This window comes from Vibrio sp. GJ43-1, from assembly GCF_055808835.1.
The window spans coordinates 3,565,810-3,586,209 of record NZ_CM147884.1; the positions used below are offsets into that span (position 1 = coordinate 3,565,810).

At 44.7% G+C, this 20,400-nt stretch carries 16 protein-coding genes, 1 tRNA gene, 1 rRNA gene and 6 pseudogenes; 6 read left to right on the forward strand and 18 right to left on the reverse strand.

Features of this window, described 5'->3' with window-relative positions; translation table 11 throughout:
- Window positions 1-44: 44 nt before the first annotated feature.
- From AC0L66_RS17060 to gspC, 12 genes and pseudogenes are all read right to left on the reverse strand, one after another.
- Entirely contained in the window at window positions 45-803 is a 759-nt protein-coding gene (locus tag AC0L66_RS17060) for a type II secretion system protein N (RefSeq protein ID WP_473567992.1), read from the reverse strand.
- Window positions 804-1,297, reverse strand: a pseudogene (locus tag AC0L66_RS17065) (type II secretion system protein M).
- Window positions 1,298-1,305: 8 nt separating this feature from the next.
- A pseudogene (gspL, locus tag AC0L66_RS17070) lies at window positions 1,306-2,540 on the reverse strand (type II secretion system protein GspL).
- Window positions 2,509-3,540 carry a type II secretion system minor pseudopilin GspK gene (gspK, locus tag AC0L66_RS17075; RefSeq protein WP_473567993.1) on the reverse strand — a complete coding sequence of 344 codons (1,032 nt, stop codon included), beginning with the start codon at window positions 3,538-3,540 and terminating at the stop codon, window positions 2,509-2,511. Before gspK ends, gspL begins: the two are co-directional and overlap by 32 nt.
- Complete coding sequence (gspJ, locus tag AC0L66_RS17080) at window positions 3,540-4,256, reverse strand: type II secretion system minor pseudopilin GspJ (protein ID WP_473567995.1); 717 nt, start codon at window positions 4,254-4,256, stop codon at window positions 3,540-3,542. The genes gspK and gspJ overlap by 1 nt, the downstream gene beginning before the upstream one ends.
- On the reverse strand, window positions 4,246-4,599 hold the full coding sequence (gene gspI / locus AC0L66_RS17085; protein ID WP_473569293.1) for a type II secretion system minor pseudopilin GspI: 354 nt from the start codon (window positions 4,597-4,599) through the stop codon (window positions 4,246-4,248). The genes gspJ and gspI overlap by 11 nt, the downstream gene beginning before the upstream one ends.
- Entirely contained in the window at window positions 4,586-5,188 is a 603-nt protein-coding gene (gene gspH / locus AC0L66_RS17090; RefSeq protein WP_265674623.1) for a type II secretion system minor pseudopilin GspH, read from the reverse strand. Before gspH ends, gspI begins: the two co-directional genes overlap by 14 nt.
- A gap of 53 nt (window positions 5,189-5,241) precedes the next feature.
- Complete coding sequence (gene gspG / locus AC0L66_RS17095) at window positions 5,242-5,685, reverse strand: type II secretion system major pseudopilin GspG (RefSeq protein WP_250618750.1); 444 nt, start codon at window positions 5,683-5,685, stop codon at window positions 5,242-5,244.
- Window positions 5,686-5,746: 61 nt separating this feature from the next.
- On the reverse strand, window positions 5,747-6,976 hold the full coding sequence (gene gspF / locus AC0L66_RS17100; RefSeq protein WP_473567996.1) for a type II secretion system inner membrane protein GspF: 1,230 nt from the start codon (window positions 6,974-6,976) through the stop codon (window positions 5,747-5,749).
- Window positions 6,977-8,473, reverse strand: coding sequence for a type II secretion system ATPase GspE (gspE, locus tag AC0L66_RS17105; RefSeq protein WP_473567997.1), 1,497 nt, complete (start codon window positions 8,471-8,473; stop codon window positions 6,977-6,979).
- On the reverse strand, window positions 8,473-10,497 hold the full coding sequence (gene gspD, locus AC0L66_RS17110; protein WP_265674620.1) for a type II secretion system secretin GspD: 2,025 nt from the start codon (window positions 10,495-10,497) through the stop codon (window positions 8,473-8,475). The genes gspE and gspD overlap by 1 nt, the downstream gene beginning before the upstream one ends.
- Window positions 10,498-10,528: 31 nt before the next feature.
- A pseudogene (gene gspC / locus AC0L66_RS17115) lies at window positions 10,529-11,457 on the reverse strand (type II secretion system protein GspC).
- Window positions 11,458-11,728: 271 nt separating this feature from the next.
- Between gspC and hslR the strand changes: the two are divergent.
- The 6 genes and pseudogenes from hslR to AC0L66_RS17145 all read left to right on the forward strand — a co-directional run bounded on the left by hslR (window position 11,729) and on the right by AC0L66_RS17145 (window position 16,973).
- Window positions 11,729-12,115 (forward strand): ribosome-associated heat shock protein Hsp15, encoded by a 387-nt coding sequence (gene hslR / locus AC0L66_RS17120; protein WP_473567998.1) that lies wholly within the window; start codon window positions 11,729-11,731, stop codon window positions 12,113-12,115.
- A gap of 16 nt (window positions 12,116-12,131) precedes the next feature.
- Entirely contained in the window at window positions 12,132-13,013 is an 882-nt protein-coding gene (gene hslO, locus AC0L66_RS17125; RefSeq protein WP_265674618.1) for an Hsp33 family molecular chaperone HslO, read from the forward strand.
- A gap of 330 nt (window positions 13,014-13,343) precedes the next feature.
- Entirely contained in the window at window positions 13,344-13,553 is a 210-nt protein-coding gene (locus AC0L66_RS17130) for a hypothetical protein (RefSeq protein WP_473568000.1), read from the forward strand.
- Window positions 13,519-14,148: a phosphoenolpyruvate carboxykinase (ATP) gene (locus tag AC0L66_RS17135; protein ID WP_473568001.1), complete on the forward strand. Its 630-nt coding sequence runs from the start codon at window positions 13,519-13,521 to the stop codon at window positions 14,146-14,148. The genes AC0L66_RS17130 and AC0L66_RS17135 overlap by 35 nt, the downstream gene beginning before the upstream one ends.
- Window positions 14,069-14,974 (forward strand): annotated as a pseudogene (locus AC0L66_RS17140) (phosphoenolpyruvate carboxykinase (ATP)). Before AC0L66_RS17135 ends, AC0L66_RS17140 begins: the two are co-directional and overlap by 80 nt.
- 109 nt (window positions 14,975-15,083) lie before the next feature.
- Entirely contained in the window at window positions 15,084-16,973 is a 1,890-nt protein-coding gene (locus AC0L66_RS17145) for an AsmA family protein (protein WP_473568003.1), read from the forward strand.
- A 39-nt stretch (window positions 16,974-17,012) separates the two neighbouring features.
- Here the strand turns inward: AC0L66_RS17145 and AC0L66_RS17150 are convergent.
- The 6 genes and pseudogenes from AC0L66_RS17150 to AC0L66_RS17175 form a co-directional block, all read right to left on the reverse strand.
- Window positions 17,013-17,932: pseudogene (locus tag AC0L66_RS17150) on the reverse strand (bifunctional GNAT family N-acetyltransferase/hotdog fold thioesterase).
- 38 nt (window positions 17,933-17,970) lie between these two features.
- Window positions 17,971-18,405, reverse strand: a complete 435-nt coding sequence (gene dtd / locus AC0L66_RS17155; protein WP_473568005.1) for a D-aminoacyl-tRNA deacylase — start codon at window positions 18,403-18,405, stop codon at window positions 17,971-17,973.
- Window positions 18,377-19,288: pseudogene (locus AC0L66_RS17160) on the reverse strand (virulence factor BrkB family protein). Before AC0L66_RS17160 ends, dtd begins: the two are co-directional and overlap by 29 nt.
- A gap of 59 nt (window positions 19,289-19,347) precedes the next feature.
- Window positions 19,348-19,899, reverse strand: coding sequence for an AAA family ATPase (locus AC0L66_RS17165; RefSeq protein ID WP_265674613.1), 552 nt, complete (start codon window positions 19,897-19,899; stop codon window positions 19,348-19,350).
- Between the two features lie 211 nt (window positions 19,900-20,110).
- Window positions 20,111-20,226, reverse strand: a 5S ribosomal RNA gene (gene rrf / locus AC0L66_RS17170).
- 36 nt (window positions 20,227-20,262) lie between these two features.
- A tRNA-Thr gene (locus tag AC0L66_RS17175) sits at window positions 20,263-20,339 on the reverse strand.
- Between the last annotated feature and the right edge of the window lie 61 nt (window positions 20,340-20,400).

Sequence of the window (20,400 nt, forward strand, 5' to 3'; positions counted from 1 at the left end):
CGCCCCTATTAGCACCAGTCATCAAGTACAAGTCATCAAACCATTTAAAAGCGTCCTTGATAGTTAAAAGAATAACGCCCCTGATTATCTGGATTACCAATCCATTTAAGTTGTTGTTGCATAGAAGTCGGAAAATCGGCGCCGGGTTTAAACCAAGCTTGAGTTTGATACTGACGATTCGCCTTTAACTCACCCGTAAACTCGCTGGATACTTGCGCACTATTTTGAGCACCACTGGCTTTAATCGTACTATCACTACAAGTCATATCAACCACTGTCGGGCCAAAACTTAAACTCCCGACTGGCGTCTCCACATAACCAGCATTCCATGATAATGAGCCATCACCACTGCCGCACCATGGCGATTGATATTGCATAGAACGAATCGCTAGCTCTACCTGACCACCTGCATTAATAGGAACGGGTGGCGTATAAATATCAAGAATACTCTCTGCAGGCAGAGAAGCCAGTAAGGTATGAATATAAGGACCTGAGAAATTAACACCGACATTGCCTTTCCCTGCAATGCCCAGTGCACTACCGCGCCCAAAGCGAACCGCATATTCTGGTGAAAGCGTCAGTATGCTCGACCATGAAAAACGCCAACTCACCTCGCCGACTTGCTGACGCTGGTAACTCACACTCTGTGCTCGTCCCTGCCATATGGTTCCTTGGACACCGCTAATCACCAAACTAGGTGGCAAGGGGGCGACGCTTAATAACACTTGAGCAGGCGCGTGATAAATCACACTGGCAAAAAAGACAGCAGTGAACAACGCGATGTACTTTATCACTCGTTTCATTTAGCCCCCTCGCTTAAACTGCAAGCGGTTCACTTCAATAACACCACTTTGGTCCGCTTTATCTATGTCCATAATTTCTACGTTCACACCATGTGTTTCTTGCAGATAGAATAACCAGTTAACAAAAAACTCAAACGGTATCGGTTTGATCCACACTTGTAGCTCTTCCCCGCGAGGCTGCATACGAATAAGTTCAATATTAAAACGCCCCGTGGATGAGGTGATAATTTGGTTAAGCGCCTGTTTTGACACAACGACACCACCAGCCTGACGCTTTTCGGTAATGTGATTGGCTTGCTCTTTACCCAAGACAGCAACTGCTTTTCCGATTGTATACGTGATTGAGCTAATTCTGTTCGCACAGCAAAAGGAGAGAGAATGCCCCAATAAATGACACCGAGAATCAAAAAAATAGAGCAGACAATCATCAGCCTTTGCTCTCTCTGGCTAATTGAGATCCACCAGCTTTGGGCCGTCAATAATAATCCTTTCATGTAATGACCTACTTCTTCTTCAACACAAAATTACCCATCACCAATTCACCGTTTCGATTCAGTGGCCCCTGTGAAACATCAAACTGCGTTTCTAGTTTGACCTTAGCCGATTCAAAGCTCTCAAAATCACGGCTTGTCACGCTTAAACGAACTTCATTACGATTACCGTCATAAGTAAAGCTGATGACCTGCATTCCATTCACTTGACCGACGGTATTGGGCAACTTAGCCAACCATTCCAATGCTGAGGTGCTAGACATACCAGATCCACCAAGCTTGGTTAACTCATCTTGCATTTGCCTTTTAAGATAACTGACTGTGGGTATTCGTTTCTTATCTGGGAATACCGTGCGAAAAATACGTTCGCTTTCCGCTCGGTATGCCGTGGCTTGTGATTCATACTGACTCACCAAAACCACCTGTTCTGCAATAAGCGCAACCAACAAAATCACCGTAGCAATCGCAACTTTACGCCAAATATTCCAGTGCTTAACAAATGAGGCTTTCGGCTTTAACTCACCCGTTAATAACGTTGCTTGGCTATCAATAGCACCTTGCGATAACAGCGCCATCGGCATTTCAATCGGCGCAAACTGCCACGTGATATGGGTCGAATCAGCCTTCATCTCTTCACAAGGTTGGGAATAAACATCAACTGTGATGACATCAACTTCGCCTTCCTCTGACATTGAGGTTAGGTAATCAGAGTCAATCGCAGCGCCAAGCCAGTGCTGATCTACCGTCATTCCTCGCCACTGACTGGTTCGAAATAGCCACTGTTCATTTAATTCAAGCGCACTAATATGCTTGGATTCTGGCAGAGCTAATACATCGGGCACGACTTTCTTAACGTCAATACCACACTCTAAAAAGCACGCTAGTATTTGCAGTAAATACGCGCGGTCCACGGCACAAACTACCGCTTTACCATTGTGCTTATGCAGTATCGAAAAATGTAAGTCATCGACATCTTGGGCAATGTCATCCTCAACTAAGTAAGGCAACATCGTCTCAAACTGACGCGCTCCCCTGCCGGGATCTCTACTTCGGAGAAATGAACGTCTTGGGAGCACAACAGTAATAAAGTCACTCTTTGTTGAGCGTACTCTTTTATTGTTTCCAGCTGCTCAAGACTTTCCAGCTCACCACTGGCAATCACTTCCTTTTGTCCAGTCGACCACACCGCCCAACATACTGGGCTATTAGGTTGACTATTCAGTCGAACGGTTAAGAACTCGCTCACTCAATCCTCCAAATCGACGACGTACCACCGTCAGATCTTCTCTATCTTTGCTATAAAATAACGTTCTCAATCTCAGCCGTGATTCATCCACCACAACCTGAGCATCAAGTTCAAAATACACACTGTCTACAGATATATACGGCGACGCTTGTTTACGGGTATTTTCATCCACACTACCCATTTGTGATTCCGCAAGAAACTTGTCCACCCCTGACCAACCGTCAAATGGGCGATTCTCCAATAATTGCAACGCATTCTCGCGCGATAGGTTAGGCGCAAAAAGTGCAACCAATATATCGGCATTCTCCGGGGTGAGTGTATTGACGTTCAATTGCCACGTCGAAGCTGGAAGCGCGCAAATCGCCGATCCTAAGCGCAGCGTAACATCCCCCATCACTTGATTAATGGCCCGTAATTCGGAGCTATCTGCCAATAAACCATTGGCGGTCACATACGCGGGGGATAACGATTCATAATAACTGTCACCCACACCCGATACAGACCGCACCGTCGTTTCTTTATTGACGAACTCCCACGTCGAATCTGCTATCTGCTCAGCTTGGTAATTTTCCACATCATACTGCTCCAGCAATCGCTGAAAAAAACGCACCAAAAAAGGCTTCTCGGTGCTATTGGCCGTTGGGGCAATACTCGACAATGCGTTGATGTTAAAGCATGACTGCATGTCGACAATACGCCCGGTCGCTTCACCATAGTCTAGCGGATAGGTTCGCTCATCAATCGCCCATGGCTGATTAAGGTTAATGCTGTCTTTATTGTCTTTAAAACTCTCTTTAATCGCGACGGTGGCGAGAGCCTCAACCCCAATAGAGTACCAATAGGCTTGCTGGTAATTAATCTGACTATTCGCGCGGGTAAACTGGCTAAATAAGCGCTCCGACATCGTCGCCGCAATCGACACCATGATCGCCAATAACAACAATATCACGATCAACGCGACACCTTTTTGAGATGATGAATGACCATGCACTTTTTTCATCACCCACCACTCCCTTGGTTGGCATCATTGCTGCCATCACCTTGACTCGAACCGCCACCTTGATTGGCATTGCCTCCTGCTGACGAAGAGGTATTGATTGTGCCATTCGGCGTCAAATAAATTCGGGTAATTTCACCGTAGTCTTCGAGCTCCAACGTGACTTCCACCGCTTGAGGTAAAGTCAGTTCTTGCTGCCACTCTTTTGACCACGAATCGCCATTATAGAACCGCAGTTCGAAAGTATTCACTTTCGTCAGAATCGGCAAGATAACGGGGAGCTCTCCCACGCTGGTGTCGGGATAACGCCACCATAGCCTTTCTAATTTGTCGTCTTTCAGGCGGTAGCCTATCTTCGCCACCTCACCTCTAGGAAATTGGCTTTGCGGGTTCATCCAACCTAAACGGGTAAAGAGTACCCCTTTACTATCCGAGTCGAGCAAATTCTGCTGCCATATCATCAGAGCAGATAATGGTGCTTCACCTTCGTGTCGAAATTGTCGTAAGGCAATCTGCCTAAAGTCACTATCTAGGTAGACAAAAGCCCGCTGGATTTCTTGTAGTCGAGCACTGCGTTCTTGAGATAGCTCATTACTGCGCTGTACTTGATTCACAACCTGATAAGCAGCGACACTCAAACTTGCGAAGATCGCCATCGCCACTAAGACTTCAATTAAGGTAAATCCGCGTGAAGGCGCCCCGTTGCGACTAGTTTGCAACGTAACTCCTTACGGTCACAATTGGGCTCGATTTTTTATCGGTCGCCACACTGACATCAAACGCTTTCAGTAAGTTATCCGATGTTTTGACAGGCGTAACACGCCAAAACCATTCACGCCCAGCTAGCTTCTCTTTGCCATTCGCAGCTTTTAAGGTGCTGCTATTAAGCATGACTTTCGCCATTTGATTATCAACGACCATCGCAGCGAAGGTTTTCTCTTCTAGATAACTTAAGGTGTTAATATGCTGAGAAACCGAGCGAATGACAGAAATCGCAGCGGTGGCAAAAATAGCCAAGGCAACCAACACCTCCAGCAGTGTCATACCCCTAACGCTTTTCATCATTCCAATCCCTATCATCCATTGCTTGTACCAAGCCATTTTCTTGGATTTGAATATGCCACGTGAGGTCTTTCTTAGCGCGATTTTCTGGTGCTAGAACAAAAACGCCAGGGGTAAACTCACCGCTCGACAATATGAAAATTTGCGGTGGTTTCTCTGGTTTTTTCTTCTTTTCGACATCCGCAAACATCTCGTCATCAAATAGAGATGTCGGCTCAAAAAGTCGGTCATCCACACCCCAGACGCCATTACTCAAATCAAGCTTAATGGTTAACCCATCCGGAAGTGTGACCTCATCAGGGATCGTCTTTAATGATATTTTGTCCCAGCCTTCCGGTTTGAGTTCCAAAAACACATATCGGCGCTGTTCTTCATCAACTCTGATTCCAAAATCCTTGCCAGCCAACATTGCTTCTTCGTTGAACAGCTGAAGTCTTTGGAATAAGCGCTGAGCCTCTTCTTTAATTTGATTATCTTGTTTCGGCGGTATCGACGCAATCACAGCCACCGCACTAAGCGAAAGCAGCACTAAGACTAAAAGTATCTCTAGTAACGTAAAACCTGAACGAAAGGACTGAAAAGGACGCATCGATTACCACTTCATTGATAACAGAGCGCTCACACGCTCTGTTATCTTACGTATTACTGAAAGTCTTGAAGATTCCAGTTGCCAATATCGGCTGCAGCACCTTCACCACCCTCTTGGCCATCAGCACCAAGCGTGAACACGTCAATCGTTCCTTTGTCACCAGGACTCAAGTATTGATAATCATTGCCCCAAGGATCGTTAGGTAGACGGCGAATATAACCACCATCACGATAATTGCGAGGCTCTGGATTGCCAGGTTTCGTCACTAACGCTTCTAGCCCTTGATCCGTAGTTGGATAAATACTGTTATCCAACTTATACATGTCCAACGCGTTTTCTAGCGCGACAATGTCGGTAATCGCTTTTTGCTGATCGGCCTTTTCTTTATTACCTAATAGATTAGGAACAACAAAGCTGGCTAACACACCCAAAATAACCACAACGACCATCACTTCTAGCAAGGTGAAGCCTGCTTGTTTTTTCATTTTCTGTTTCATCTAGTACTCCAAGGAAAACACCTCGTAAACGAGGTAATATCATGCTGTCTACGTGGTTAGATTACCCAGACATCAAATTGTTCATTGCCAGTATTGGCATTAATGTCGCCATTACGATAAACAATACTAAACCCGCCATCAAAGCGATAAGCGCGGGAGTAAATATTCCTAGCGCAATGTTGATCGTCGATTCAAAATTTTGGTCCTGATTATCAGCGGCGCGAGTGAGCATACTCTCTAGTTCACCACTCTGCTCACCACTTGCTATCATATGCAACATCATAGGTGGAAACAGTTTCGTCTGCTCTAGCGCCTTGCGTAAACTTGCCCCTTCTCGCACATTATCAGCAGCAAGCGAGACTTGCTTCTTAGCAAAGTGATTCGTCATCACATCTACAGACACCTTCATACCATCTAAAATTGGAATGGCGCTAGACGTACATATTGCTAGTGTTCTCGCAAAACGGGAGGTATTAAGCCCTCTGGCTATTTTTCCAATCAGTGGCAGCCCAAGTACCTTAGTATCCCACTTCATCCGTATGGCTGGACGACGTAATGCGGTTTTAATTGCGTACATTATCAGCATAAAACCAATCAGTAGTGCGATACCCCAGTTTTGAATGAAATCACTTGAGGATAAAAGAAACTGAGTCGATTTCGGCAACTCTTGTCCCATTTGCACAAACTGCCCAACAATTTTGGGGACGACCGCAGCCAGTAGAAATGCGACAATCGCCACCGCAAACACCACCAGCACGACGGGATAGATCATCGCTTGCTGCAGCTTTGAACGTAACTTCTGTCTGTTTTCGGCGTAATCAGCCAAGCGCTCTAAAATGGAGTCTAAATGTCCGGACTTTTCCCCCGCTGAAACCATCGAGCGAAAAAGTTCATCAAATACATGAGGGTAATCCGCCAAGCTATCTGACAACGTGTAGCCTTCCGTTACTTTAGAGCGAATCGCCGCCAGCATTGTTCGAATACGTGGCTTTTCAGATTGCTCAGACACCGCTTTTAAACACTCTTCAAGTGGCATACCCGACTGCACTAATGTCGATAACTGTCGAGTAATCAAAGCTAAGTCTGGGGTGCTTATACCACGCTTAAATGCTGGTTTTGCCAACTCTCCATTGGCGCTTCGTGTGGGTTTGCTTCTTGCTTCGACCACATCTATTGGCATCAACCCTTGCTCTTTGAGACGCTGGCGCACTTGTCTTGCGTTATCGCCCTCAATCAGCCCTTTGGTCTGCTTGCCTTTGGCATTTAAAGCCTTGTATTCAAATGCGGCCACTTATGCTTCCTTTGTCACTCGCATTACCTCTTCCAGTGAGGTAATACCGCGCTTAACCTTACTCAATCCGTCATCTCGGATGCTCGGCGTGTAGTTTCGCACTTCTTTTTCAATGGCTTGCTCACCCGCCTCATTATGAATCAAGGTTTGTACCTCATCATCAATAATCAAGAGCTCATGAATACCCGTTCGCCCTCGGTAGCCTTTTTGATTACATTTTTCACAGCCTACCGCTTTATGTAAGACTAATTCCTCAGTCTCTGCCATTTCAAATAACTTTTTGGTTTGCGTATCGGCTTGGTAAGGGACTTTGCAATCTTTACACAAGGTACGCACCAAGCGTTGCGCGAGTACGCCAAGTAAAGAAGAGGAGATCAGAAACGGCTCGATACCCATATCTCGCATACGAGTAATGGCACCCACTGCGGTATTAGTATGTAGCGTCGACATCACTAAGTGACCCGTCAATGATGCTTGAACACCGATTTGGGCGGTTTCAAGATCTCGAATCTCACCAACCATCACAACATCTGGATCCTGACGCAAAATCGCCCGCAATCCTCGAGCAAACGTCATGTCCACTTTAGGGTTAACTTGCGTCTGACCAATCCCATCTATATCAAATTCAATCGGGTCTTCGACCGTTAGAATGTTGCGTTCATTGCTATTGATTTCTTGTAGGCCAGCATACAGGGTCGTCGACTTACCCGACCCGGTTGGACCTGTCACCAGAATAATGCCATGAGGTCTTTGGATAAGTTTACGGAAGTGATCATGATTGGTCGCAGTCATCCCTAAGCTATGCAAATCGAGACGTGTCGCATTTTTGTCCAACAATCGCATCACGACGCGTTCACCATGCGAAGAAGGCATAGTGGAAACACGCACATCGACGGCACGCCCACCAATTCGTAATGAGATACGACCATCTTGAGGTACTCGCTTCTCTGCGATATCAAGCTTCGCCATGACCTTAACGCGTGACACTAATAACGGCGCCAACTTTCGGCTTGGTGCCAAGACATCGCGTAATACGCCATCAACACGGAAGCGAATCGACAGCACTTTTTCAAAGGTCTCAATATGAATGTCCGACGCCCCTTCTTTAATGGCTTCACCGAGCATCGCATTGATCAATTTTATAATCGGTGCATCGTCTTCCGACTCGAGCAAATCCTCATCTTGTGGCAGCTCTTCGGCTAATGAGAAGAAATCGTCGCTATCTGCGCCGATATCTTCCATTAACTGCCTCGCTTCCGAAGAGTCCCGTTGGTAAGCCTGGGTCAATTTCGCTTCAAACTGTTCGAGCCGTAGAGGCTTTAACTCAAATGTTTGTCGATAAACACGTTTCACTTCTTGCAAAGCATTCAGTGCCAATGGCTCAACGTAAAATAATACCGCCGCAGATTCACTGGCTTCAAATACCACCTTGAACCGATTGGCAAAGCTAAATGGCAATCGGGTAACTAACGGGCGAAACGCTACTGTCTCTGCCATTACTTAGTATCCATTTGCTCAATAAAGGCTTGAATTTCAGATGGGTAACGTGTGGTTTCCCCAAATTCAGGCAGTACTGGGATATAACCATCGTCCATCAACTTCAAGCCTTGATCCGCTTTAAACAACTGTTCTGCACGAATATAGTTATACTTACGCTGCGTCAAACCGTCAGCCGTAATCCCATCACGGATAATGGTCGGCTTGATAAAGACCATCAGGTTCTTTTTCTCAACCGTAGTACTGGTTGAAGTGAACAAACGCCCTAAATAAGGGATATCGCCTAAGAAAGGTACTTTAGATTCACTCTCTGCTGCACGCTCATCAATCAAACCACCTAACACCAGCATCTGACCATCTTGAATCATCACTGACGTATTGAGCTGACGCTTCGCAAATCGTACATCTACAGCACCACTCGCACCCAATACGTTAGATACTTCTTGTTCAATGGTTAATTGAACCGAATTACCTTCGTTAATTTGTGGCACGACTTTGAGCTTAATGCCGACTTCTTTACGTTCAACCGTTTGAAATGGGTTACTGTTGTTCGATCCTGCCGTAGAACCCGTCAAGACGGGCACTTCTTCACCAACAATGAATGACGCTTCACCATTATCCATGACAGTAATACTTGGCGAGGACAGAATGTTTGAATTAGACGTACTCGACACGGCGGTAATTAACGCGGTCCAATCTCCTAATGCAATCCCCACTGCGGCACCTTGCACACCACCAAGCGCACTGGCAAGCTTGGTGTAATCGCCCGATGTTTTGGTTTCAACATTATAAGGATTGCCGTTAGCATCAGTACGTGTTTCTGTCGTCGTCTTATCTTTGGCATCTTCCATACCAACCATGACGCTGCCAATTGAGGCTCCGGTATTCGAGAATTGAACCACACTGCCGCTCGTCGCATTACCCCATTGCACACCAAGGTTCGCACCATCAACGTCCGCTAACTCAACAATCAAGGCTTCAATCAATACTTGAGCCCGACGGATATCCAGTTGAGAAATCACTTCTAATAGTGCTTTCATAATATCTGGCGGCGCAGTAAGGACTAACGCATTGGTATCGGCATGGGCTGCGATCATCACTTCTGCTCGATTAGCATTCGAGGTTGATTTACCACCCGACTGCTTTTCTTTCTGCAGATTATCCGATACGCCTTTTAATACTTCGACCAAATCTTCAGCCTTAGCATAACGAAGGTATTGCACTCGGTTATTGCCCTTCGTTGCCATTTCAACATCAAGCTGACTAATAAGGCTACGTAAGCGCTTACGAACTTTCGGATCACCCGAGATAAGAATAGAGTTGGTGCGGTCATCGGCCACCAGCTTAGGCTGCAAGAATGCTGGGGTATTTTTAGCATCCGTGGTTTTGTTTAATGCATCAACGATACGAACCATTTCTGCGGCAGAAGCATTTTGCAGCTCAACCACTTCAATCTCTTTATCCCCCGCTTGGTCAACGCGGCGAATGATATCGGCAAGGCGGTTTACCACGGCTGCGCGCCCGGTAATTAAGATGATGTTGGCAGGATCATAATGCACGACGTTACCCGCACCAGCATTGTCATTTAATTGTCTTAGTAACGGCGACAATTCACGCACCGAGACATTTCGAACGGCAACCACACGAGTAATAACGCTATCACCTTTGGCCGTGTCGTTATCCCCTACAACAGGAATCGCTGACGTTTTTGCGTCTTTCGCTTTAATGACTTTGAGGATGTTGTTATCCATTTCAACAACAGCGTAGCCATAGACTTCGAGTACATTTAAGAAGAAGCTGTAATATTGCTCTTCACTCAAGACGTCATAACTTCGAACATCCACTTTGCCACGCACAGACGGATCAACAATGATCGTTTTATCGAGATTACGACCAACGATATTAATGAACTCTTGTATATCTGTTCCTTTGAAACTGGCGCTAAATTCATTGGCAGAGACGACTGGGACCGCCAACAGGCTCCCCATCAATAACCAAGTACTTTTCTTAAGCCAACTCTTCACTTGTTGCTCCCTTGAAATACGGCATTCACGACTAGAATTGAATAAAGATGTCGTGTTGTTGTCCATCCCGTTCAACCGTGAGGTTGAGTTCGGTTAAATCCGAAATGGATTGATAAATTTGTCCCATCGCAGCAGGATCGGTAAGATCAGCACCGTTAAGTGCAACGGCTATGTCGCCATTTTGTAGACCTACTGCGTTAAAAAGCTCAGCATCACGACCTGGGCTGACACGGTATCCCGATATTTTCCCATCTCGCTTCACTTGAGAAAGCCTGACATATTGAAAAATTTGTTGTGGGTCTTGCGTGATCGTACTGCGAATTGCAGCTAACTTTTCTTCATTATCTCTTGGGTTATTACCCACGACATTTGACGCTGCAGTCGGTGCTGGTTGCTTTAAGTCTAGCTTCTTATACTCAATACCTTCCAGCATCACGGTTTCATCACGACCCGAATTGGAGATAATAATACGATCAATCAAAACAGCGGCGATGGTAGCTCGAGTGCCTTCAATTTGCTCACCAATACCATAGGTGCCTTGCGTGCCCCTATTTGCCACTACTGCCAAACTGCGTTCTGGGTTGTTACTCACAACAGACCCCACCAAGACAACATTCAATCTCGTCTTGGGCGCATCCGTAACAACAGGCGCTTGTACGACTTTTTGCTCACGTTGGTACTGACCAAAAATATTGGCCTTATTAATTTCTGATGAGTAAGCGCTATTGCTCGTCCCTGCCGACTGTACCTTCACCATGGTTGGGGGTGTCCAACGCCCTACCGACGATGATTGTGGAAATAACTGCCACGCTAATACGCTTAAGCAATCCAAGCAGATAAACCGAGCAAGCAGAGTGCGATAAATAAACTCAACTGAGGTTGATAATGTAGACAACGACGTAAATATGAAAACAGAGGTGTAGATTGTAATGCTGTTGTCGATATGGAAAATCCTTTCACGCTCCTAGTATCCTGTTTCTAGCCGTATTCCATCATAATGGTGCATTATGAATCCTTTTCTTCTTTATTTCATTTACTAGCGTCAATTTCTGCTGAGAACACTCCATAATTGTGAGTTTACGTCACATATAAATATTAGTGCCATGCAATCTACTTGCTAGGGTTGATTTTTTGAGAGCTAAACACCATTTAGTGGGGTAATCATTGTAAAACCCGCCCCAACGTATTTAGTGTCTTACACTATAATGCGGGTTAGAAAGCAGGAATCGAGATGAGTTCAGAAAATAATGCCGTTCGCCTCGACAAATGGTTGTGGGCCGCTCGCTTTTACAAAACACGCAGTGTTGCCCGTAATATGGTCGACGGTGGGAAAGTCCACTACAATGGACAACGTTCAAAACCCAGTAAAATTGTAGAGCTGAACGCTGTAATAACCCTCCGTCAAGGCAACGAAGAAAAAACGGTAATGATTGAACGTATTTCAGACCAGCGTAGAGGAGCACCGGAAGCCCAGACTCTTTATTCTGAAACGAAAGAGAGTATCGCTAAGCGAGAAGAATTCGCTGCGCAGCGCAAACTGAATGCACACAACCCAAGTCCAGAGCGTCGTCCTGACAAAAAACAACGTCGCAATATCATTAAGTTTAAACACCAATAAGCTGGAGCTTCCTTAAATGGCTAATAACACATTAAACCGCTACCTTTTTGAAGAGCTATCTGTACGAGGAGAACTGGTACAGCTCGATACAGCTTATCAAGAGATTATTTCTAGTAAGGAATACCCTGCAGCACTGCAAAGTCTGCTTGGAGAGCTTCTTGTTTCAACCAGCCTACTCACCGCCACGTTAAAGTTTGAAGGCTCAATCACCATGCAACTGCAGGGTGATGGTCCGGTATCCTTGGCGGTAATCAATGGTGACCATAACCAAAAACTACGTGGTGTGGCACGCTGGGAAGGGCTAATTGCCGATGACGCCTCAATTCACGACATGCTTGGTAAAGGCTATCTTGTTATCACGATCACTCCAGATAAAGGTGAGCGCTACCAAGGCGTAGTAGGTCTAGAAGGCGCTAATTTGTCAGAGGTGTTGGAAGGTTACTTTGAGCGTTCAGAGCAACTCAAAACTCGTCTTTGGATCCGCACAGGCATTCAGGATGGTCAAGCTAAGGCTGCAGGCATGCTATTACAAGTTATGCCTGATGGCACTGGCTCTCCTGAAGACTTTGAACATTTAGAGCAATTAACCAACACCGTCAAAAATGAAGAGCTGTTCACCTTAGAAGCCAACGACCTATTGTACCGTCTTTACAACCAAGACAAGGTTCAATTATTCGAACCAAAAGAAGTGGCATTCTTCTGTGGCTGTTCACGTGAGCGCAGTGCCGATGCTATTGCGACTATCGCCCAAGATGAAGTTTATGAAATCTTAGCACAAGAAGGGGCCGTCGCACTGCATTGTGACTACTGTGGTAGCACTTACTCATTTGATGATAGCGACATAAAAGACTTATTTGCTCAAAAAGATGAGCAAGGTGACAAACCAACACTACACTAATTTCGGTGTTAGAAATATGTTACACAAGCCAGTTCTATCTGAACTGGCTTTTTTTTATGAAAAATTTAACGATAACACAACATTTTCATACGGAACGTATCACTAACCTGCTATCACTTATGTTACATTTACCCTGACGCAAAGGTTTGCCCTAGAATAAACCACCGCGATTTAATATGTGACCAAACACTTAAAACCGTCACGATATGATGAGTAATTTTTGAACTGCATCCCTGTTTTATCGGGTTTCCGTTGCTAGCATGGAGTTCAAAATAAAAAACAAATTATAACAATTTTAAAATCCCTACAAAAATCCAATAAGGAGCACCTATGACCGTTATGGACATTAATAAGGCTGCACAACTCGATCTAACTCAATATGGCATCACTGGCTCTACTGAGATTGTTCGCAATCCTAGCTATGAGCAACTTTTCACCGAAGAAACATTAGACACCCTACAAGGTTATGAAAAAGGGGTCGTCACTGAATTAGGCGCAGTTGCCGTTGATACCGAGCATCTTTACAGGTCGCTCCCCTAAAGATAAGTTCATTGTTCGCGATGACACCACTCGTGACACGATGTGGTGGTCTGATCAAGGAAAAAATGACAATAAAGCAATTTCTGCAGACGTCTGGGATGAGTTAAAAACATTGGTCACTGGACAGTTATCTAATAAACGTTTGTTTGTTATTGACGGCTACTGCGGTACCAACCCAGATACTCGCTTATGTATCCGTGTTATCACAGAAGTGGCATGGCAAGCACACTTCGTTAAGAACATGTTTATTCGCCCAAGCGATGAAGAACTTGCTACATTCGAAGCTGACTTTGTGGTAATGAATGGTGCTAAGTGCACCAACCAGAAATGGCAGGAGCAAGGCCTAAATTCAGAAAACTTCACCGTCTTCAACCTGACCGAAAAAATGCAGCTTATTGGCGGCACTTGGTACGGCGGCGAAATGAAGAAGGGTATGTTCGCAATGATGAACTACTTCTTACCGCTTAAAGGCATCGCATCCATGCACTGCTCTGCCAACAAAGGCGAAGATGAAGATGTCGCTGTGTTCTTTGGTCTATCCGGCACCGGTAGAAACAACCCTATCTACCGATCCAAAACGTCAGCTTATTGGTGATGACGAACATGGTTGGGATGATGATGGCATTTTCAACTTCGAAGGTGGCTGCTACGCGAAAACGATCAATCTGTCCAAAGAAGCTGAGCCAGATATCTATAACGCGATTCGTCGTGATGCTCTGCTAGAGAACGTAACGGTTCGCAATGACGGATCTATCGACTTTGATGATGGCTCAAAAACCGAAAATACTCGTGTTTCTTACCCAATTCATCATATCGATAACATCGTAAAACCCGTCTCTAAAGGTGGTCATGCGAATAAAGTTATTTTCCTATCCGCTGATGCATTTGGCGTGCTTCCACCCGTTTCAAAACTGACTCCAGAGCAAACTAAATATCACTTCCTATCAGGCTTTACCGCTAAACTAGCTGGTACAGAACGTGGTATTACCGAACCAACACCAACATTCTCTGCATGTTTCGGTGCCGCTTTCCCTAACACTGCACCCCACTAAATACGCAGAAGTGTTAGTTAAACGTATGGAAGCTGCTATGGCGCTGAAGCTTATCTAGTGAATACTGGCTGGAACGGTTCAGGAAAACGTATTTCAATCCAAGATACTCGCGGTATCATTGATGCTATCTTAGATGGTTCAATTGAAAATGCGGAAACCACAACCATCCCAGTGTTTAACCTAGAAGTCCCTACTTCGCTACCTGGCGTCGATGCTAATATTTTAGATCCACGCGATACCTATGTAGATCCACTACAATGGGAAAGCAAAGCAGAAGACCTCGCGAAGCGTTTTGTGAATAACTTTGAGAAGTACACCGATAACTCGGAAGGTCAAGCATTGGTCGCAGCAGGACCACAAATAGACTAATACTTAGATTAACATTCAAGTTTTAGTGACCAAGCCCCTCATAAGAGGGGCTTTTTGATCACTTTCGAGCTAAATTACTGATTATGCTCAGCAGGTAAGAGAGAACAACGTGATACGAAAAACACTGGCTATAGTAATAGCGCTTATCGCTCTAGGACTACTTTCTGTATTAGCACTCTTTTGCTTGCTGCATACACAATATGCGGCACCAATGGTTTCCTTTGCACTAGACAAAACACTTAACGTTCAAGTGAACAGCGAATCCGTACACTACCAATATCCAAACCAATTCGATTTCAATAACGTCCATATTGAAAGGCAAGGACAAGAGTCAATAGATGCGAACAGTATGTCTATTTGGCTCGCCTTCCCTCACTCTATTTCTGCGCCACTTCGTATCCATGAATTACTACTTTCAGGCTCAACCCTATCTCATCAATCGGCATCATTCGCTCATGACCTATCGATCGAGAATATCGCACTCGATCATATTGATTACTCTGACGACAATGTGATCATTAACGATCTTCAATTGCAACTCCGCAATCTTCAATACTCCCCGAATGTGGCGAATGTCCGTGCTGAATTTCAACTGAAGGCTTCTCAAATATACTACCAAGGAGAATCCGCTAACGACGTACTCATTGATGGTGAGCTCGATGGCGATGACAGCAAGGTCTATGGTGCCTCTTTCACTTGGAATCAAGCAACGGTGTCAACTCAAGCCCAATACGAGAATGGCACATGGTCCTTAGTGAATGCGACGGTCGATAAGCTTAACCTCGACCTTACAACGGCTTCTATCGCTCATTACAATAAAATATTTACTGCCATCGGTCATATCAACAGCATTGATTTCCTGCACACTAATCTACACTTTAATGATGTCAAAATAGAAAATCTCAACGCGTCTTTTGAGCAAATTGATCTTCGCAATTCTATTTGGGAGCAAGTTGATGCTTACATTTCGTTTGACGCTGATAGTATCCAATATCAGAACCTTCAGTTTATTGAACCTACGGTTAAGGTCGTTGCTGATCCAGGGGTCATCAATTTAAACGATGTAGATAGTACGCTTGAACAAGGTCGTATTCAGCTCGCAGGCGTTTGGAAGCCCAATACGATCGTATTAGACTATGTTGTTATCGATGGGGTGAAAGTATATGAAGAAGCACAACAAAATACTCTATTGTCACTTTTCCAGCACCTTCCTCTTGCCGATCTCAACCAACTCAATATCAGCCAGCTCACTATTGGTCGTGGGCAATGGATACAAGTCCAGAATAAACCTAACTGGCAAATCTCTGGCTTAAATTTGGAGGCTAATGATTTAGAGCTAATACGAAAAGGTCGATGGGGCTTATGGCAAGGAAAAACCATTGCTTCCGCCAATAGCGTTAGTATTGATAGTGTCTTAGCCAGCCAAGTTGCTTTAGAAACACAAAGTCACAACGGCAAGTGGCAATTGAATCGACTATTTATTCCTTACCAGAAAGGGTACTTAGATATGGAGGCTTCATTGGACTTCTCTGCGATGAGTCAACCCTTAACCGTCAATGCAAAAGCGTATTCTCTACCTTTGTCTTTACTGAAATATTTGCAGACGCCAAGCAATATTAATGTCACGGGTGTCGCTGATATCAACCTTTCTATGAATGTACTCACTGCCGATAGGCTGGCGATTTCAAAAACGTTAACAGGCAAATTTGACGCTGTGTTTAATAATACAGCTATCGCCGACAGTGAGGGTAACGCTATTCCAGTAGAGATAACACCACTTCTGTTTGTCGCCGATCGAGGGCACTTATCATTGTCGCCACTGACCATCCGTGGTGACCATATCAATGGGAACGCATCTGGTGAGGTCGAGTTAAACCACCTCAAAACATCACCAATTGAACTACAGCTCATTACCCACTGTGCCAAATTAACCACGATTGATTTACTATCTGGGTCAGTAAAACAAACACCGACAACAAGCTGCTCATTAGAGGAATAATAGTGTCAGCGATATCGACGAGTAATATCGCTGACTATGCTACTGAGTCATTTTATCTTGGTAGTTTGGTAACAGCATATAGGTACCGACAAACTCTACCGCTGGCTTATCTCCACTAAAGATTGTGACGTTAATAATAATTCTCGCTTTACGTCCCGTCGCCAAGCGGTCCAAGTCACCACTAATACCATCGAGTGACGTCACTGCCACTGGGTTCATTTCTACTGGATGTCGATAACGAATTCCACTGTCAGCAAGCACTATATCAGCATTCAACCCACGCTCTTGCATTAGCAACCACGTCATTCCCCAACCTGTCAATGTCGCAAGCGTAAAGGCAGAGCTTAAGCAAACATTGTATTATGTGGATTAAGATTAGGGTTTAACTGAGCACTACACTCGAATCGATAACCTGTGTACTGGTTAATCTTAATGCCCATCTTGTCGCTAATTGGAATTTGCTGCTCCCAACGCTCTTGCAACTCCGCACACCACTCGGGACGGCGTAGTACCTTCGCTAACGGATCAAGCGGTTTAATCATCAGTTGATGGCGGATTGGACCATGTTGGTCGTTCGATTCCCCTTGGCACTCAAAGCCATTTTTGCCGTAGAATGAAATTGCATCCTCACGAGCATTGCACACTAGGCGTTTAACACCTTCCTGTCGTGCAAAAGACTCCAGTGCGACGAGTACCAATGAACCCATACCTTTGCCACGACGGCTACTCTTTACCGCCATATAACGGATCTGGCCTTCATTATCAGGTGTAATATAGAGGCGACCAATAGCCATAGGTCGACCACGGCCATCAACGATCATGCGGTGATGACTCATCTCATCGTACTCATCTCGCTCAGAGCCTACAGGTAAACGCCAAGGCTCTCGTAACATCTGCCAGCGAAACTGGTAGTACTTGGCTAGTTGATTCTCAGTCTTTGGAGTAATAAGTTTAAACATGGATATCCTTTCAAATGTAAAACTAACGCTTTACTCGACTATACTTGCAACCAAAATGTCACAGGACCATCATTGACTAAAGAAACCTTCATATCGGCGGCAAACTGCCCGCATTCTGTTGGCAACACATTACGACATTGCTCAGAAAAGTAATCGTAAAGGCGCTCTGCATCTGCAGGGTTTGCGCCGCGAGAAAACCCTGCACGTGTGCCTTTTTTGGTATCAGCTGGTAGTGTGAATTGCGAGACAACAAGTAAGCTTCCATCGACCTCTTTGACATTTAGGTTCATTTTACCTGCATCATCTTCAAAAACTCGATAAGTAGCGACTCGCTCAACCAATCTTTTCGCTTTCACTTCATCGTCACCTTTTTCGACGCCAAGTAAAACGAGTAACCCTTTACCAATCTCCCCTACAATTTGGCCGTCAACGCTAACCGAAGACTCACTTACTCTCTGTATCAGTGCTATCACTTAGCGCTTCCTTTATCTGTTGAGAATCATTGTCTGCGCCCGATTGTAACATGTGGGATCTGGGTAGCCAGTGCTCTTTCTCACCAAGCGCAGCTGTCACTTCCGCACCAATCAAAACAATAAACCAACATAAGTAGATCCATATAAACAAAATTGGTATCGCGGCTATCGCACCATAAATAAGTTGATACGAGGGAAACTGTGTAATGTAGTATGCAAACGCTTTTTTGCTGACTTCAAACAGCAAAGTCGCCGCTAAAGACCCGATTAACGCATGAGAAAAACGCACTTTTTTATTGGGGACTAAGAGATATAAACCAGAGAATGCCAGAAGTGCCAGAATGGCAGGCAACCAACGGATCATCAGGCTGAACGCCCCACTTAATGCATCATGCTCGAGTATTTTTAGTGACGTCACATAAGAGGTGCCAACAATACTCGCCCCGACCAAAATTGGTCCTAACGTCAGTATCATCCAGTACATTGAAAAAGAAAATACGGCACGTCGTTTCACTTTGACTCGCCAGATATAGTTCAAATTTCGGTCAATGTTGGAGATGAGCATTAAAGCAGCTACAAATAAAAAACTACTGCCAATTGCGGTCATCTTAGTCGTATTAGAAACAAACTCCACCAATGCGGAATACACAGCATCACTCTAAGCAGCAGGAACGAAGTGTTGAATAATAAAATCTTGAAGTACCTGACCTGTATTAGAAAAGATTGAGAATGAGGAAAGCACAGAGAGCAATACGGTCAATAAAGGCACGATGGAAAGCAAAGTAATATAAGTTAAGTAACCTGCATTAACATTGACACGGTCATGTGCCATCCTTTGTGCGAGGTAACGAACAAAGCGAATAATATTCGCCATCATTTCCATAGTGTTTTGAATGGGAAATACATTGTCCCTGATTTTAAACTTCACTCGTAGGCTCCTTGCTAAACGACGCGTAAGTACTCTCGACATGTAGAGGCTAATAATGCGGTACGCTCTTTGATAGGTAGTAATGGCAATGAAAAAATTTGATATCCCATAGACTCATAGAGATCGTATAGCTTTTGATGAATTACCAGAGCCTCCTCGAAAGGATACGGGCGAATATCATCCTGCACATAGGTTTCCAATGTCGGCTTGCAGAATATCACAAGCTGCTGATAGCCGCTGCTAGCTTCTAAAGCAATATGTTGTGGTATCTCTAAATCTCCCCATGAGAGATACGCGCAGATATCTGGAATCGCTCTATCAAGGAAAGTCAGTGGATAATTTGATGATGCCTTTTTTTGTTCTAGCATTTCCATAAAGCATAGCTGTGCAAACCCTGCCAAATTATTCCATGGCAAAATACCATTGGTCACTTGAGATTGCTCGATAATGAGCTGTCTTGGCACTTCAGTAAACACCTGTGCATCTTCACATTCCATTGATTCTAAGAGCGTAGTTTTTCCTGAGCCTGGGCCGCCTGTAATAATAAAAGGAAGAGTCGTACTCATTAGATTTCAGTTTTACCGTGATGAAGGGATACTATTGAGTCTACCACCGTTCTTCTAAGAATGAAGAGCTATAGTGGGGTCTATGTGTAGAAGAGATTTTAATTATCATCAAAACGAAAAAAGCCCACCAAAAGGTGAGCTTTCAATACGATAAATAAAGACTTATATCTCTTTGCTTTATTTATTAACCTCATCTGAGGTTATAATTAGAACCTGGCGATGTCCTACTCTCACATGGGGAAACCCCACACTACCATCGGCGCTACTGCGTTTCACTTCTGAGTTCGGCATGGGATCAGGTGGGTCCGCAACGCTATGGTCGCCAAGTAAATCTTAAGCTTACGTTATACGTTAGCTATTAACTGGTGCTGATACCCAGACTCGAACTGGGGACCTCACCCTTACCAAGGGTGCGCTCTACCGGGCTGAGCTATATCAGCAATTAGTTTTTTGGACTAAAAGAGCCCGCTTTTACAAACGGGCTATTCTATCAAAATTAAA

Excerpts from the sequence above, each read along its gene's own strand:
- AC0L66_RS17130 (WP_473568000.1), top strand. The coding sequence starts at position 13,344 with ATGACCGTTATGGACATTAATAAGGCTGCACAACTCGATCTAACTCAA.
- gspE (WP_473567997.1), bottom strand. The coding sequence starts at position 8,473 with ATGGCAGAGACAGTAGCGTTTCGCCCGTTAGTTACCCGATTGCCATTT.
- AC0L66_RS17165 (WP_265674613.1), bottom strand. The coding sequence starts at position 19,899 with ATGAGTACGACTCTTCCTTTTATTATTACAGGCGGCCCAGGCTCAGGA.
- gspG (WP_250618750.1), bottom strand. The coding sequence starts at position 5,685 with ATGAAACAGAAAATGAAAAAACAAGCAGGCTTCACCTTGCTAGAAGTG.
- AC0L66_RS17060 (WP_473567992.1), bottom strand. The coding sequence starts at position 803 with ATGAAACGAGTGATAAAGTACATCGCGTTGTTCACTGCTGTCTTTTTT.
- hslO (WP_265674618.1), top strand. The coding sequence starts at position 12,132 with ATGGCTAATAACACATTAAACCGCTACCTTTTTGAAGAGCTATCTGTA.
- gspI (WP_473569293.1), bottom strand. The coding sequence starts at position 4,599 with ATGAAAAGCGTTAGGGGTATGACACTGCTGGAGGTGTTGGTTGCCTTG.
- hslR (WP_473567998.1), top strand. The coding sequence starts at position 11,729 with ATGAGTTCAGAAAATAATGCCGTTCGCCTCGACAAATGGTTGTGGGCC.
- gspH (WP_265674623.1), bottom strand. The coding sequence starts at position 5,188 with ATGCGTCCTTTTCAGTCCTTTCGTTCAGGTTTTACGTTACTAGAGATA.
- gspK (WP_473567993.1), bottom strand. The coding sequence starts at position 3,540 with ATGAAAAAAGTGCATGGTCATTCATCATCTCAAAAAGGTGTCGCGTTG.